A 16,520-nucleotide genomic window follows, 5' to 3' on the forward strand; every position below is an offset into this window, starting at 1 on the left:
CTCTAATGAGATATGGGTTACATGATAGGAAAGGACTGAAAAGCATGGGCTTCAAGCAAAGAGAAGGCGGAGACAACGATAAAAGACCGGCACGTCGTGGCGGCCGTAATAAACGTCGTAAAGTGTGCTTCTTCACAGCTAACAAAATTACTCACATCGATTATAAAGATACGGACTTGCTTCGTAAATTTATCAGCGAGCGCGGAAAAATTTTGCCACGCCGTGTAACAGGTACTAGCGCTAAATATCAACGCATGCTGACGATTGCCATCAAACGCTCCCGTCAAATCGCATTGCTGCCATACACAACTGAGTAGTCTTACTCAGTATGGATACAAAGCAGTCGGCTTATAGCCGGCTGCTTTTTTGCATTTGAAATAATTAAGGTTGCTTCTCTCCTGGTAATTGGATTTCGCAAAGAGCTGCGGGATAGAAGCAATTAAGACGTAAATGATTTATAATGGAGTCTATTATATTGCCGATATCAGGAAGCGTGAGTATGAACGAATATAGATTCCACCATCAGGAGAGAGCATGAATACATTTAAACGTAAAGTAAAACCGAGACGCAAGAGTAGTCTGCGATTTTGGATCGTAGCTACGTTGTTGCTTTCCATTATATATGTATGGTTACAGCAAAAAGGAGATACCTATGATATTTGGCCACGGACCAATGTACAAGAAGCAGTGCCGATCACTGGACTTCACCCGGTAGTCGCGGAAAGTGAGAAGTTGTTGGTTCGAAAGGCAGCTAGACGAGGAATTGAAATCGTGATTACACATGATTTTCGCAGCATAGACGAACAAGATGCCCTCTATAATCAAGGACGTTCCAATGCCGGAAATATTGTTACCAACGCCAAAGGGGGAGAGTCCTATCACAACTATGGTTTAGCCATTGATTTTGCGTTGCGGACTCCTGAAGGAGATGTAGTGTGGGATATGGAACGTGATGATAACGGCAATGGAAAGCCAGATTGGCTGGAAGTTGTGGAACTTGCCAAAGAACTAGGGTTTACGTGGGGAGGAGATTGGGCTAACTTTCCGGATTATCCTCACTTGCAGATGGACTTTGGATTAAGCATCAACGATTTGAAGCGTGGGAAAAGACCTCCGGATACGCAGTAATTACGATATTATATATACATCTATATGTATAAATATTAGAAAAGCCTTGCATTTTGCAGGGCTTTTTGCTTGCTTTTGTAAAATAAATGATAAAAGATGACAATTTGTTCTTTACATAAGCGATTAAATGAAACTATACTATAATAACTAGAAATTTAACTCCAATCCTTTAGTAGTATCTAAATCACACCTCTAAAAGCACAAAATTTGGCTAGAAACCAATTTCACTTCCAAACAAAGTATTTCCTCTACAATTCCCTCATACCTAACATAATAGTTTGTTATATCTATATTTATAACATTTAACTACACATACTGTGTAATGCTAATGTCATGTATTTAGATAATCGGTATATTTAAGATTCAAACTCTACCATTGAAAGTATCTGACTGGCTCTGAAATTCCTTGATCTATTCCCTTTAAAGTATAACTAATACCCAGAACTGTGCTATAAAAAACATTTATACCAAAAATCTCAAAATAAGCATTGACGTCACCTAAATTTACACGTATGATTACATTAATTATTTTGCTTTATTATTCCGCTAGGAATTATCAGCATTAATTGACCATCGGTCTAAATAGCAGTAGTCAAAAATGGATTCTCCTAATGATTTGATATTTTGTATACACTTTCGTTCGATATCTTCAAGAACATGGAAATATACAGTGGATGCATTCTTCTACACATGAATACAGTCTGCAGAAATTATGGGGTTAGGGTGATTGATTTGAATACAGAGCTATTGGAAGTCAGAAATCTAACTACATCATTCAGAATTGAAGATGACTATTATGCAGCAGTTGATCACGTTAACCTTACGGTTAAAAAGAATGAAGTATTGGCTATTGTGGGAGAATCAGGATCAGGCAAAAGTGCTTTTGCTTTTTCCATTATGGGCCTGCATAACAAAGCCAAAATTGATGGTGAGATTTTGTACAAAGGGCAGAATATAGCGAATATATCTCCCAACAAGTTAAACAAACTCCGCGGTAAAGAGATGGGGATGATCTTTCAGGACCCACTTTCCGCATTAAATCCTCTGATGGTGATCGGTGAACAGATCGAAGAGATTCTGACACTGCATCAACCCAAGCTATCTTCGAAAGAAAAGAAAGACAAAGTCATTGATTTACTCAATCAAGTAGGGATTCCGCGTCCCGAACAATTATACAAGCAGTATCCTCACGAACTATCGGGTGGTATGAGACAGAGAGTTGTTATCGCGATTGCGATTGCCAATAAACCTGAATTGCTGATTGCCGATGAACCAACGACAGCGCTTGACGTTACAATCCAACTACAAATTCTGGAGCTTATCCGTGAATTGAAGAACGAGATTAACGCAGGAATCATCCTGATCACACATGATCTGGGAGTTGTTGCCGAGATGGCTGATCGCGTGGCAGTTATGTATGCAGGAGAAATTGTGGAGATTGCAGATATTTATACTCTAATGACGGATGCCAAGCATCCATATACACGGTCTCTACTAAACTCTATTCCTACTATTTCTGAAGAAAAATCGAAGCTTCATGTCATTCAAGGCATTGTTCCATCACTGAAAAATCTTCCTCGCCAAGGGTGCCGATTCAAGGCTCGAATTCCATGGATAAATGATTCGGCTCATGAAGAAAACCCACAGATGCATGAAATTGCGCCAGGTCACTTTGTACGGTGCACCTGTTATCAGCACTTTCATTTCCCTGATCAAGCTGAGGAGGAATAACATAATGGCATTACTCGAAGTAGAAGGACTAAAAATACACTTTCCGATTCGCGGAGGGTTGCTCAAGCGTGAGATTGGCAACATCAAAGCGGTTGATGATGTGAGCTTCTCCATTGAGCAGGGGCAAACGTACGGTCTTGTAGGTGAGTCAGGCTCAGGCAAAACGACTACAGGTAGAGCCGTTATTGGTTTGAACCACGTGACGGATGGAAAAATTCTTTTTAACGGAAAAGATTTGGCTACCGAGCGGCGTAAAGACCGACAACTGCAGCGGGATGTACAAATGATCTTCCAAGATCCGTACTCTTCGTTAAATCCCAAGAAACGGGTTATCGACATTATTGCTGAACCATTCCGTAATTATGAACGTCTGACAGCTACGGAAGAGAAACGTCAGGTCCGAGACCTTCTGGAGAAGGTCGGTTTGAGTCCAGAGTCGATCTATAAGTACCCTCATGAGTTTTCCGGAGGACAGCGGCAGCGGATTGGCATCGCTCGTGCGATTGCATTGAAGCCCAAACTGATCATCGCAGATGAGCCAGTATCCGCACTGGATGTATCCGTGCAAGCTCAGGTGCTCAACTTCATGCAGGATATTCAAAAAGAGTTAAATCTGACTTATCTGTTCATCAGTCACGATCTCGGCATTATCCGCCATATGTGTGATCAGATCGGAATTATGTATAAAGGCCGATATGTGGAGCAGGGCACGACGGATGATATTTTTGAGAATCCACAACATATTTATACCAAGCGTTTACTTGCAGCCATTCCGGATATGGACCCAACCAAACGTGAAGAAATGGTAGCCTTCCGTCAGCAGGTCAAATCCGACTATGAAAATTCATACCGAAATTTCTTTGATGAGGAAGGGCTGGCATACTCGCTCCAATCCATTTCCGATACTCACCGAGTAGCTCTACCTCAGAAAGGTTGAAGACCATATGTGGAAAACGATAGTACGCAGAATTATCATTATGATTCCTCAGATCTTTTTGCTTAGCCTGCTGGTCTTTCTACTGGCAAAGGCGATGCCTGGAGACGCACTTACCGGATTACTCGATCCGAGTATAGATCCAAAAGCGCTGGAGGAACAGCGGGAACGACTGGGATTAAACAATCCATGGTATGTGCAATATTGGGATTGGATCAAAAATGCTGCACAAGGCGATTTCGGACAATCTTTTCGATTCAAAATGCCAGTATCTGATTTGATTGGTCAGCGTGTTGCCAATACGTTCTGGCTTGCACTGGCGACACTCGTGTTTACTTATCTGATTGCCATTCCACTTGGCATTATCAGTGGTCGTTACAACGATACTTGGTCTGATCGGTTGATCACTGGTTACACCTACTTGGGCTTTGCAGCCCCGTTGTTTATCTTTGCACTGGTGATGTTATGGATATTTGGATTCCATTTTGGCTGGTTCCCAACCGGAGGAAGCGTGGAACCTGGACTTACGCCAGGGACATTCAGCTATATAACAAGCAAATTCTATCATTTGTTATTACCAGCATTATCAATGGCATTAATTGCAACAGTATCTACCGTCCAATACTTGCGTAGTGAAATTATTGATATCAAGTACAAGGAATTCGTTCTTACTGCGAGAGCCAAGGGCGCCTCGGAATCTCGAATCTACAACAGGCATATATTAAGAAACTCCCTGTTGCCGATCGCCGCATTTTTCGGTTATGAGATTACGGGACTTATCGGAGGTACCATCTTCATTGAGAGCATATTCAGTTATCCAGGTATGGGACAGTTGTTCCTGAATTCCATTTCTCTTCGGGATTTCAGTGTAGTAACTGCGCTCGTCTTGTTATATGGCATAGCTACAATCCTGGGATCGTTGCTGTCTGACATTATTCTGGGTATTGTTGATCCGCGTATACGGATCAAGTAAGAACTTGAAGATTTCGGGGTGAAAATAAGATGAGCAAGGCCAATGATGTCGTTATAACTTCACAGAAGATTGATAAGAGCCCCTCCAGCTTGAGTATCTTGTGGCGGGAGCTTGTCAGAGATAAGGTGGCACTAATCTCGCTCATATTTTTGGGACTGGTCATACTGCTGGTCTATGGTACTTCTTTGATCCTGGATCAAGCTGAAATTGTTAAAGTAGATTTGTTCGCATTGTATGAACCTCCTTCCGCGCAATATTGGCTGGGGACTGATTACGGCGGTCGCGATGTGTTTGGACAACTGATCATCGGTACGCGTAACTCTCTAACCATAGGTATTATCGTCACGCTAATGACTGGTTGTATAGGTATCCTGGTTGGCCTGCTATCCGGTTACTTCGGTGGAATGATTGATAACTTGTTTATGCGGGTTGTTGACTTCTTCATGATTCTTCCAACGCTGATGATCGTTATCGCGTTTGTTACTGCAGTACCCAAATATAATATTGTATCTTTCTCATTAATTATGACAGCCTTTCTCTGGATGGGGATTGCCAGGTTGATCCGCTCCAAAGCATTACAGGAACGGGAACTGGACTATGTAAAAGCTTCAAAAACATTAGGTTCGTCCCATCTGAAAATTATGCTCTCACAGGTTCTTCCTAATCTTAGCTCCATTATCATCGTAACGATGACGTTGAATCTCGCTGCCAACATTGGCCTCGAATCGGGACTTTCCTTCTTGGGATTTGGATTCCCAGAAAGTACACCCAGTCTTGGAACACTCGTAAGCTATGCTCGTAATCCGCAAACACTGGAATTCAGATGGTGGATATGGCTACCTGCGTCAATACTAATTCTGTTATTGATGTTGAGTATAAATAATGTCGGACAAGCCCTGAAGCGTGCGACTGATGCAAGACAAAGAAGAGGTTAAAAAAAGGGAGGAAAGGTTCATGAAAAAGGGATTATTTTCACGGGGACTATTTTTCACGATGATGTTGGTCTTCGTACTTGCGCTTGCGGCGTGCTCGGAGAAAGAGGCGGCAACACCAACGCCTTCTACGAACACAGGGGAAAAGAAAACAGAGGAGAAGCCTACTAAAGAAGAGGGCGTTTACTCTATCGAAGATTTCAACAATGTCAAAACGAATGAAGGCACTGCAATCGAGGGTGGGTCCATCACATATGGACTGGTATCCGATACTGCGTTTGAAGGAACATTGAATTTTAACTTCTACTCGGGCAACCCGGATGCAAATGTTCTGCAATGGTTTGATGAAGGTTTGCTGACTTGGGACAAAGACTATGTATATACCAACGATGGTGCAGCAACGTATGAAACATCGGAAGATGGTAAAACGTTCACACTGACCATTCGTGATAATGTAAACTGGCATGACGGCAAGCCTGTAACAGCTGAAGATTTGCAGTTTGCTTATGAAGTGATCGGTAACAAGGCTTATGATGGTCCACGTTACGATTCCAACTTTACAAGTGTAGTAGGTATGGATGATTATCACGCTGGAAAAGCAAAAACGATCTCTGGAATCAAGGTTCTTAGCGAAAAACAAATCAGCATTACGTATAAGGAATCTACACCTTCACTGCTGACAGGTGGCGTATGGACATATCCACTGGCTAAACATATCTTCGGTGATATGGATGTAGCGAAAATGTCTTCTTCCAAAGAAGTACGTGAAAAGCCAATCGGTTTTGGTCCATTCAAAGTGGAAACAATCACTCCAGGTGAGTCTGTAACTTTCGTTAAAAACGATGACTACTGGCGTGGAGCTCCAAAACTGGACAAAGTGACTTTGAAAGTAATCAACCCAACAACGGTTGTTCAAGAATTGAAATCTGGCGGGGTAGACCTCGTGGATTCATTCCCCACAGATCAATATAAAGACAATGCTAATATGTCCAACGTTGAATTCCTAGGTGCAATCGATCGTGCTTACACCTACATTGGTTTCAAATTGGGCACATGGGATGCTGACAACGGCAAAGTTGTAACAAACCCAGATGCAAAAATGGCTGACAAAAATCTGCGTAAAGCAATGTGGCTTGCTGTAGATAACGACCAAGTTGGTAAACGTTTCTATAACGGTCTGCGTTGGAATGCAACAACATTGATTCCGCCGTCTCACCCAGAATTCCATGATTCTAACAATCCGGGTGTTGCATATGACCCAGAAGCAGCGAAAAAATTGCTGGATGAAGCAGGTTACAAACTGGATGGTGAATTCCGTACGAAACCGGACGGTTCCCCACTTGAAATTAACTTTGTATCGATGACAGGTGGCGACACAGCTGAACCACTGGCACGTTACTACGTTCAATCGTGGGCAGCAATCGGTCTGAAAGTAAACCTGGAAATGGTTGAGTTCAACAATTTCTATGACCGTGTAGGTAACACAGGTAAAGATGATCCAAATATTGATGTATATCAAGCTGCTTGGGGCGTGGGTATTGACGTAGATCCAGCAGGTCTGTATGGCCGTGATGCACTGTATAACTTCTCCAGATTCTCTAGCGAAGAAAATGACAAATTGCTCGCACAAGGTGTATCTGCTGAAGCGTTTGATGTAGACAAGCGTAAAGAGATCTACAATCAATGGCAGCAGTACATGGTTGATGAAGTTCCTGTATTCCCGACATTGTACCGTGCTGTTGTAGCACCGGTTAACAAACGTGTAATGAACTATGCGATTGGTGACGGAACAGGTTTATATCTGAATGACATTCAAGTTAATGCAGATAAAGCGGTTGTAGCAGAGTAATAAAAAAGCATTAGCAACAATAAGGATTGGGGTCCTTTTAAGAATTCGGTTGCTAGATCTAATTGAAAAGATTCTTCTAGGTATGAATAGAAAAAGTCTTGTAAAACATGGATTCCGTACACTCTGGCATGGGGGGTATGGGATCCATGTTTTTTTTGGTAACAAAAAAATAAAAAAAATTTAACTTTTTTTATAAAAATTGCAGACAAAATGCCTCTTCACTTCGTCTATATCTGTAAGAGGTGATTTTCCGATGAAAAAATGGTGGATACGGGCAGGAATGCTGCTGGCTCTACTCGTTATTATATATTTGGGTGTAAAACCGGACATGCTGGTAGGCAAACCGGCAATTAAAGCTGAATCGGCTGTACTAATGGATATGAGCTCCGAGCAGATTCTAATGAACTTTAACGGTTCTGAACAGATTGCGCCTGCAGGAATCAGTAAACTGATGACAGAACTGCTTGTAATGGAAGCTGTGATTAACGGAGAGTTGCGTTGGGACGACTCTGTGAATATCAGCCTGTATGCAAGTTCAGTAGGTGGCAGCCACCTGGGTTTGAAACAAGGGGAGCAATTCACTGTACAGGAGCTATTCCAGATTGTAGCCGTCTATTCCGCGAATGACGCCGCTATTGCTCTGGCTGAACATATCAGTGGCACAGAGCAGACTTTTGCACAAAAGATGAATCAGAAGGCTACAGAGATTGGACTGTCCGACAAAACAGTGTTTACCAATGCAACAGGTTTAAGCGAAAAACGACTTGGTCCGAACCGTCCGAAGGAATTACAAGGGCAGACCGTAATGACCGCCGTAGATGCATGCAAGCTTGCACGTTATTTGCTGAATAACTATCCCGAAATATTGAGAGTCTCCAGCCAAATGCAGGTGTCGATGCACCAAAAGGGAATGTACATGAGCAACACCAACTGGATGCTGTCCTCAATTGGCGGACCCTATGCTTACGATGGAAACGATGGATTGAAGACCGGATATGATGAGGATTCCGGCTATCACTTCGTTGGAACGGCGGAGCGTAATGGCAAGCGATTGATCTCCGTTGTACTGGGTTCGGATAGTCGTGAGGGACGTTTTATCGAGACACGAAAGCTATTCAATTATGGATTTTCCGGTTCAAAGTAAGGGGGAGAATGGAACTTGAGGGTTCTACCGCTGTTATCCTATGGTGAATCATGGTAAAATAATTTACGTATAATCCCAAATTATAATGTAATTCACTTTAAAGGGGGAAATAGATTGAACGCAATGAGTAAAAAGGTATATGCTCTCACACTTAGCATGGCGATGTCCATCGCTCTGATTCAACCAGCGGTCCAGGCAGCAGAAGCTGTGAAGCCAACGGCGACAGTCGCTGAATCCATTGCTTCGAAGGCATCACAGACACTACAGCAACTGGGATACATAGATGGCACAACAGATGGAATGAAAGACTCACAATCGCCAATTACTCGTGCTCAGGCCGCGATCATCCTGCAGCGTGTACTTAAACTGGATGCTCCAGCGTCTCTTACAGGTTTTGCAGATGTATTGGCTAAGGATGAAGCTGCTCCTGCCATTTACGCGCTGAAGCAAAGTGGTCTTATTCAAGGACAAGTCAAAGGATATGCACCAGATGCACCTCTCACAAGAGCACAGATGGCATCGTTGTTTACTCGGGCATTTGAACTAAAGGATAATGGCATTCAGGTTGTATACAGTGATATGGCGCAAATTCCGAAGGTACATACGGAGGATGCGATTCGTCTGAAGCAGCATTTTATTATTGAAGGCAGTGCGTTTAACGCCAAAAATTCAGTGACCCATGGTGAGTTTGCTGATGCGCTGTACCTCGCTCTTGGACTTGATGTGCAGTCAGAAGGTGTCACACCTCTGGAAGACTTCTTCAAACAGCCGGCTCAAGCAGGCTTCCAGATGTCTCCGGATGGTAAACATCTGGCTTACATGGAGCCTTGGAACAACCGAATGAATATTGTGGTGAAAGAGAATGGTCAGGACAAGTCAGTACGTATCACGAGTGAGACAGAGCGCAGTATAGCAGGATTTGTATGGGCGACAAAGGATAAGCTGTTGTATGTAAAGGATGAAGCAGGGGACGAGAACTATCATATTTATGTAACGGATATCGATGGGAAGAACAGCAAGGATCTGACACCATATCCGAATACAAGAGCGATTCTGGTAGACTCCCTGGAGAATATTCCGGATGAGATTCTAGTGGGCATGAACAAACGTGATCCGCGGATTTTTGATGTGTACCGGATTAATATCAAGACAGGTGAGGCTGTGCTTGCCGCAGAGAACCCAGGCAATATTACGGGCTGGCTAACAGACCATGAGGGTAAAATCCGTGTGGCCATATCGAGTGATGGTAATGTCTCTTCGTTGATGTATCGTGAATCGGAAGATAAACCATTCGAAAATTTGATGACCACCAAGCTTGGAGAAACATTTGCTCCAGTGATGTTCACGTATGATAACAAAAACATCTATGCTGTATCCAATTTAGAGCGGGATAAAACAGCGATTGTCGAATATAGCCCAAGCAGCAAAAAAGTAACGAAAACCATCTATGAAAACAAGGATGTGGATGTATCCAGTTTCGTTCCTTCTAAAGAAAAAGGCACAATCCTTGCTGCTGTCTATGAGACGGACAAGGTTAACTATGAATACTTCGACAATGATTACAAAAAATTGATGCAGGATATTCAGGCAAAAGTTCCGGGTAAAGAAGTAAGCATTTCAAACATAAGTGAAGAAGGTCAGGTTCTGTTCATTGCGTATAGCGATAAATCCATGGGTACGTACTACTTCTACGACTCCAAGACGGGTAAGCTGGATAAATTAGCTGACGCGGCACCTTGGATTGATGAGAGTAAAATGTCGGATGTAAAACCCATTACGTACAAATCGCGTGACGGTTTAACCCTCCATGGTTATCTGACACTCCCACAAGGAGCCGAGGCTTCCCAATTGCCACTGGTAGTTGTTCCGCATGGCGGACCTTGGGCCCGGGACTCGTGGGGCTTCAATCCGGAAATTCAATTTCTCGCAAGCCGTGGCTATGCTGTACTACAGGTGAATTTCCGTGGTTCTACTGGATACGGTAAGGAATTCCTGGATGCAGGCAACAAAGAGTGGGGTAAAGCGATGCAGGACGATCTCACAGACGGCGTAAATTGGCTGGTTGAAGAGGGAACGGTTGATGCGAAGCGTGTAGCCATCTACGGTGGATCTTATGGTGGATATGCTGCTCTGGCAGGACTGGCATTCACACCAGAAGTGTATGCCGCAGGAATTAGCTATGTTGGACCATCCAATCTGTTCACGCTGCTGGATTCACTGCCACCTTACTGGGAGTCCGAGCGCAACATGTTCTATGAACGTATGGGTGATCCGGAGAAAGACAAGGAGCTGCTGACAGCTGTCTCACCACTGTTCCATATCGATCAGATGAAAGCTCCATTGTTCGTGGTTCAGGGCGCAAATGATCCGCGTGTCAAACAGGCTGAGTCTGATCAAATTGTGGAGGCTCTGCGCAAGCGTGGAGTTGATGTGCCTTATATGTTAAAAGCGAATGAAGGACATGGCTTCGGCAATGTTGAAAATCAATTGGATTTGTATCGTGCCATTGAGAAATTCCTGAATCGTCACCTGATGCAGCAGTAGGTTAGTCCATCAAGAAGGCCGTCCCACGGGTTCCATCCAACCTGAGGGACGGTTTTATTTTGTGAGTCCGATGTTGAATGGACATGGTGTACAATGGCATAAATCATATTAACAAATTGACATATGCATTCATTTTGTTTTAAAATGACCAGTGAGTCATTAATGTTCGGTTCGGTTTAATATATATGTATCATTACAGCCTTACGCTAATGGATTGCAATCTGATGGAGGAGGAAACATGTAATGCAAAAACAAATGAAATGGCCGCTTATCCTATTTGCTATCGGGGTGTTTATGGCTGCGCTGGATAACGGAATTATTACGTCGTCCCTGACGACTTTAAATGCGTCGTTTGGCGTGTCGCCGACATGGGGAGCATGGACAATCACGCTCTATACGCTCGGACTTGCGGTGAGTGTGCCCATTGCGGGTAAGCTCTCCGACCGTTATGGACGCAAGAAGCTGTTTCTAATTGAAGTGGCTTTGTTCGGAATCGGGTCTTTACTCGTTGCGCTAAGCACATCGTTTACCTTCTTCCTGATTGCTCGTGTCATCCAGGCGCTGGGTGGTGGCGGGATTTTTATCATTGCGAGTTCTTACGTATTAAGCAAGTTCCCAGCGGAGCGTCAGGGCACAGCCTTGGGTCTTCTGGGAGGTATGAACGGGGTTGCCGCAATTCTTGGGCCGAATATCGGTGCTTTTATCCTCGACATTACGGGGAATTGGCACTGGTTATTCTTGATCAACGTACCAATCGCCATTTTGCTGTTTATTGCGGGTATCCGTTATATTCATGAAGAACAGGAGCTGAGCCGTAAGGCGGTGGACTGGAGTGGTATCGCGGTCCTGACGCTGGGTGTGCTTAGTCTGATGTACAGCTTCAGCAATCTGGATGGCGTAAATATGCTGCAAAGTCTTGGCTCACCGAATTTCTATGGTTTCTTCCTGGCAGGTGTGGTCATTCTGGTCCTCTTCTACTTTCTTGAAAAAAGGCTGGAAGGATCACAGCGTGAACCTGTTGTATCTACACAGCTTCTGGGCATAGCGTCCTTTCGCTGGACGCTGCTGATTGCCTTTTTCTCAGGAGCCATTCTGGCATCTGTGATCTTCATTCCAGGCTTTGTTGAGCAATACCTCGGGGTGTCCAACACAGCCTCCGGCTACTGGTTTACACCGCTTGCCCTGGCTTCAGGCATTGGTGCGGGTGGTGGCGGTTATCTGGTTGACCGTAAAGGGCCAATCTGGACGTTATCTGTAGCCGGATTGCTGTCGGCTATCGGCTTCCTGCTCTTCCCGCTGTGGGTAGAACATATCTGGCAATTCGTGATTGCGAGTGTACTCGTGGGGATTGGCTTCGGTATGATGCTGGGAGCTCCCGTGAACGTGCTCGTTACTGAGCAAGCGGGTGAGAACAACAAGGGCATTGCGGTAGCGACCAGTTCCTTGTTCCGTCAGATGGCTATGGCGATCGCGCCAACCATTTTTGCCGGTTTCCTGGCTCGCTCTTTCTCCAACCTGGGTTCCAATATTCAACAGGGTCTCACAGATCAGGGCATTCAGGTGCCGCCCGAAGCGCTTCAACAATATGCATCTGGCGGTGCAGCTTCAGGAAGCGATATTTCCAGCTTAACCGAAGGACTATCCCAAATCCCAGATCCGGGCATTCGAGATGTGCTGCTACAGGCTCTTCATCAGACAATCGGCGAGGGTTATAGTGGACTGTTCTGGTCTGCGGTTATTTTCAGTGTACTCACACTGGTGGCCGCGTTTATTACAGGGCGTCAGCGTCATAAGGAGAAGAGGAATCGGGTGGAGACAGCATCAACAAACTGAATGGATGGACATTCCACATCAAGAGAACAGTGCACCTTTTGCCAGTAAAAAAGGAGCGCTGTTCTTTTCAATTTAACCGGATTGTAACTTTTCATCACCCAGCAATGATTACAATAGAACGAGCGTGAGCGGCGTTTTCTTTTGAGATAGAGAAAACATCAGAGAACACCGTGTCACAAGCCATTGCGCACGTTTAATGGTAAATATATAAGTTGTACGATTTAATTAGCACTGTACCGTTGCGGGGTCAGGACAAGTTAAAATCAACTTATATACCAGTAGTATCGAATTTCATTTTGACAGTGAAGAAGGAATCGATGGATGACAAGCAGAACTAAAGATAAGAAGAAAAGAAGAAAAGGTCTATATATAACGCTCGTATCGCTCGTTGTTTTGTTAATCGGGGGCTATTTGTTTCGTCAGCAGCTTGCTGTAGCGGCCTTCGATCTGTTTCTCGCTGGTTCAGTTGAAGATCAATTGTCCCGTTCCTATGTGCCGCAGGAGGGCAACAATACGCCTGACCCGACAGTCTATCGCAAAGAACCGTTCTCGGTGTTGCTGCTAGGCTCAGACAAACGTGCTTATGAGAAAACGCGTGGGCGCTCAGACACGGTCATCTATGCCGTTGTTCGTCCGAAAGAATCCCGCGTACTCCTGGTCTCCATTCCTCGTGACACCTATGTGCAGATTGTTGGACGTGATGCCAACAAGGATGGCGAGGATGATTATGACAAGCTCGCGCATGCCTACGCCTTCGGTGGGGAGAATATGTCTATCAATACGGTGGAGAAATTTCTCGATGCGGATGTGGGTTACTATGCAACGATTAACTTTGACGGGATCAAAAAAGTCGTTGATGCGCTTGGTGGCGTGAAGCTGCCGATTGATGAGGACATTGTGAACAAGAACCCTGAACATGTGCAATTCACAATAGAAGGCGGTAAGCCGATCTATGATGGTCAGGAAGCACTTTACTATGTAAGATACCGTGAGGATAGCGATTTTAATCGTACTAAGCGGCAGCAGATCTTCCTGAATGCGATGGCGAATGAGATGCTTAATCTGAACGCCATCAGCAAAATTCCGGAATTGATTCAGATTATGGGAGACAGCTTCCAGACGGATATGCAGCCTTCCTTCATTATTGATCTGGCCAAGCAGGTACTGACTCAGGAAAAACCGCAAATCTCAAGCTTCACTATTTTGGGCGAAGGGATGCGGAAAGACGGAATTTATTATGGCAAGGCAGATGAGAAAGACGTCCAATATGCCAAAGAGCTGATTAACAACTGGATGGATCAGTCGACCCCAGCCGGTGAAGTGATGATTCCTGACCGGCAGAAGATCGAGTAACCAATTCCATACAGACGTTATGTTTTAGACAAGGATCAGCAGTGCGTTTATTGGCGGGCTGCTGTTTTTTTTACTTTGTAGAAGGAATCCTTCCCTTTTGGAACATCTTGCGTTCTAATGCGTACTATGTAAGTTGAATGTAATAAGCTGAATGATGAAATTCACAAGGAGGATACGTAAGGGTATGAACATCGCATTTTTTTTGCTGCCCAAACAAGAAGTTACGTGCGTAACGTCGGATTCTACTCTGCGGCAAACGCTGGAACGGATGGAGTATCATCGGTTCACGGCGGTGCCCATTTTGAATAAGGAAGGCAAGTATATTGGCACGGTTACCGAAGGTGATCTGTTGTGGTATATGAAGAACGCCGAGGGAAAGATTACATTTGAAAACGCTTCAAAATTTCTGCTCAAAGACGTTCCACTTCGGCTGGATATCAAGCCGGTATCCATTGAAGCCAACATGGAGGATTTGATTAATCTGGCCAAAGTGCAGAACTTTGTGCCGGTTGTAGATGATATGGAGCGCTTCATTGGGATCGTAAGACGGAGTCAGATTATTGAGTATTGCGAAGGTATTGTAGCCAAGGAATCGATGAAAGTGAAGTAAGTAGAAATAAATTTCGATATTGTTGCAACAGCGTGGATAATCAAAGCCGTCCGGTATCATGTTAAACTTAAGAAGAGCTGAACAAGCGCGAACTTAAATGAATTTCTGACAAGATCAAATATGAATTCGTTGTACGGGGTCCCCGCAAAGTACCTGAGATAAGTTTCGGAGGACTTCTCCGCTTTTTGGGGTAATTTTGCGGCCCCCCTTTTTATGCTATAATGGAGAATAAAGCTTTTTCGGGGGAGAGTGACTTTCGCCAATATGCCTAAAGAACTGGATGTAGCCAAACGCGCTAAAGTGATTGAATGGCTTAAAACTGAAGTACTTGATCAGGTATCCCGATTATTCAAAGCGTTATGGGAAGGCAGTACAACCCGAATCGGGGACAGTCTCGCCAGTTTGATGATGAGTAGTTACATATTGGGCCGCAGGCTCGGTATTCCTTTCAAGGATCTGGATGCACTGCTTGTTGAGAAATTGAAAAAGCATAAACAGGAAGGTCACCAATTGGAAGATTGGTACCAGGATATTTCCGCGCTAGAAGATCACATGCGTAAGAGGTGAATTTGTTGAAATTTAGCTTTAAATCAGCTGTCTGGAGCGTAGTTTATCTGCTCTTGCTACTTTCGCTGTTAACTCCTTTATCGGTATTGGCCATATTTTTCATGATGATACCAGGAGTTATTTTGTTTGCTTCATTACCGGTAAAATCATTTATATGGCATCTCGTCCCAGTGGCGATTATTTTGGTCATATTTAGTCCGATTTATTTGTTATTACTGCTTTTGTTCACCCTGCCCGCCATCGTCATGGGCAATGCGTACAAGAAAAAGAAATCGGCCCTGTTCGCCTTAATGGCCGGAAGTGGAGCCATGCTGGCCGAATATCTGTTGCTCCTGTTGATTGGAAGTGTAATCTTCCAGTTTGATCTGTCGAGTTATATTGATGATGTGGTCAGATTGACGATAGAACCGCTGACGAATACATCCAGTCAGATGGTAAATGGGTTTGTATGGACACCTGAAATGACTCAGGATGTTGCAAGACAGACGCAGCTCATGATTCCATTCGCCTTAGTGGTCACGTCTCTGGTCATGGCTCTAATCACACATCTCATTGCACGTCCGATTCTGAACGTTATGGGCGTGGTTGTTCCGAAATTTCCACCTGTGCGTGAATGGCGTATGCCGCGTGCCCTGATCTGGTATTATTTCCTGGCATTGTTGTTCGAAGTGATATCCAGGCAGAGTGACGGAACGTACTGGACCATGATTGCCATGAACTTGTCGCCTCTAATCAATTTGGGCTTCATGATTCAAGCCATCGGCTTCTTCTTCTTTCTCTCACATGCAAAGAAATGGAATCCGGTTGTACCGTATTTGCTGGCGGCGGCAGTCTTCTTCATTGGACCGCTGCGGATTATCGGGATTATCGATCTGGCGTTCCCGCTTCGCGAGGCAATATCGAAACCAAAACGATAGGGTGA

14 protein-coding genes are annotated in these 16,520 nt (G+C 44.3%); all 14 read left to right on the plus strand.

All coding sequences use genetic code 11. The features are described from left to right. Positions 1–44 precede the first annotated feature (44 nt). Positions 45–317 (plus strand): 30S ribosomal protein S18, encoded by a 273-nt coding sequence (gene rpsR / locus BMW94_RS24000; protein ID WP_017691433.1) that lies wholly within the window; start codon positions 45–47, stop codon positions 315–317. 217 nt (positions 318–534) lie between these two features. After that, positions 535–1,128 (plus strand): M15 family metallopeptidase, encoded by a 594-nt coding sequence (locus BMW94_RS24005; protein ID WP_091001344.1) that lies wholly within the window; start codon positions 535–537, stop codon positions 1,126–1,128. A gap of 732 nt (positions 1,129–1,860) precedes the next feature. Further along, positions 1,861–2,859 (plus strand): ABC transporter ATP-binding protein, encoded by a 999-nt coding sequence (locus BMW94_RS24010; protein ID WP_091001412.1) that lies wholly within the window; start codon positions 1,861–1,863, stop codon positions 2,857–2,859. A gap of 4 nt (positions 2,860–2,863) precedes the next feature. Further along, on the plus strand, positions 2,864–3,796 hold the full coding sequence (locus tag BMW94_RS24015; protein WP_091001345.1) for an ABC transporter ATP-binding protein: 933 nt from the start codon (positions 2,864–2,866) through the stop codon (positions 3,794–3,796). Positions 3,797–3,803: 7 nt separating this feature from the next. Beyond that, positions 3,804–4,766: an oligopeptide ABC transporter permease gene (opp4B, locus tag BMW94_RS24020; protein ID WP_090952627.1), complete on the plus strand. Its 963-nt coding sequence runs from the start codon at positions 3,804–3,806 to the stop codon at positions 4,764–4,766. A gap of 29 nt (positions 4,767–4,795) precedes the next feature. Further along, a complete protein-coding gene (locus BMW94_RS24025; RefSeq protein ID WP_090952625.1) occupies positions 4,796–5,701 on the plus strand; it encodes an ABC transporter permease in 906 nt (301 codons plus the stop codon). 19 nt (positions 5,702–5,720) lie between these two features. Further along, complete coding sequence (locus BMW94_RS24030; protein ID WP_091001346.1) at positions 5,721–7,547, plus strand: oligopeptide ABC transporter substrate-binding protein; 1,827 nt, start codon at positions 5,721–5,723, stop codon at positions 7,545–7,547. 253 nt (positions 7,548–7,800) lie between these two features. Next, positions 7,801–8,691, plus strand: a complete 891-nt coding sequence (locus tag BMW94_RS24035; RefSeq protein WP_091001347.1) for a D-alanyl-D-alanine carboxypeptidase family protein — start codon at positions 7,801–7,803, stop codon at positions 8,689–8,691. Between the two features lie 123 nt (positions 8,692–8,814). Then, complete coding sequence (locus tag BMW94_RS24040; protein ID WP_254790349.1) at positions 8,815–11,235, plus strand: S9 family peptidase; 2,421 nt, start codon at positions 8,815–8,817, stop codon at positions 11,233–11,235. Positions 11,236–11,478: 243 nt separating this feature from the next. After that, positions 11,479–13,068 carry an MFS transporter gene (locus BMW94_RS24045; RefSeq protein ID WP_091001349.1) on the plus strand — a complete coding sequence of 530 codons (1,590 nt, stop codon included), beginning with the start codon at positions 11,479–11,481 and terminating at the stop codon, positions 13,066–13,068. A 321-nt stretch (positions 13,069–13,389) separates the two neighbouring features. Then, positions 13,390–14,421: an LCP family protein gene (locus BMW94_RS24050; RefSeq protein WP_091001350.1), complete on the plus strand. Its 1,032-nt coding sequence runs from the start codon at positions 13,390–13,392 to the stop codon at positions 14,419–14,421. A 184-nt stretch (positions 14,422–14,605) separates the two neighbouring features. Then, positions 14,606–15,031, plus strand: a complete 426-nt coding sequence (locus BMW94_RS24055) for a CBS domain-containing protein (protein WP_063567369.1) — start codon at positions 14,606–14,608, stop codon at positions 15,029–15,031. A 264-nt stretch (positions 15,032–15,295) separates the two neighbouring features. After that, positions 15,296–15,598: a MazG-like family protein gene (locus BMW94_RS24060; protein WP_024629547.1), complete on the plus strand. Its 303-nt coding sequence runs from the start codon at positions 15,296–15,298 to the stop codon at positions 15,596–15,598. After that, positions 15,595–16,515 (plus strand): DUF2232 domain-containing protein, encoded by a 921-nt coding sequence (locus BMW94_RS24065; protein ID WP_254790342.1) that lies wholly within the window; start codon positions 15,595–15,597, stop codon positions 16,513–16,515. The genes BMW94_RS24060 and BMW94_RS24065 overlap by 4 nt, the downstream gene beginning before the upstream one ends. The last annotated feature ends 5 nt before the right edge of the window (positions 16,516–16,520 follow it).

The organism is Paenibacillus sp. OK003, from assembly GCF_900109515.1.
Taxonomy (GTDB): Bacteria; Bacillota; Bacilli; order Paenibacillales; family Paenibacillaceae; genus Paenibacillus; species Paenibacillus marchantiae.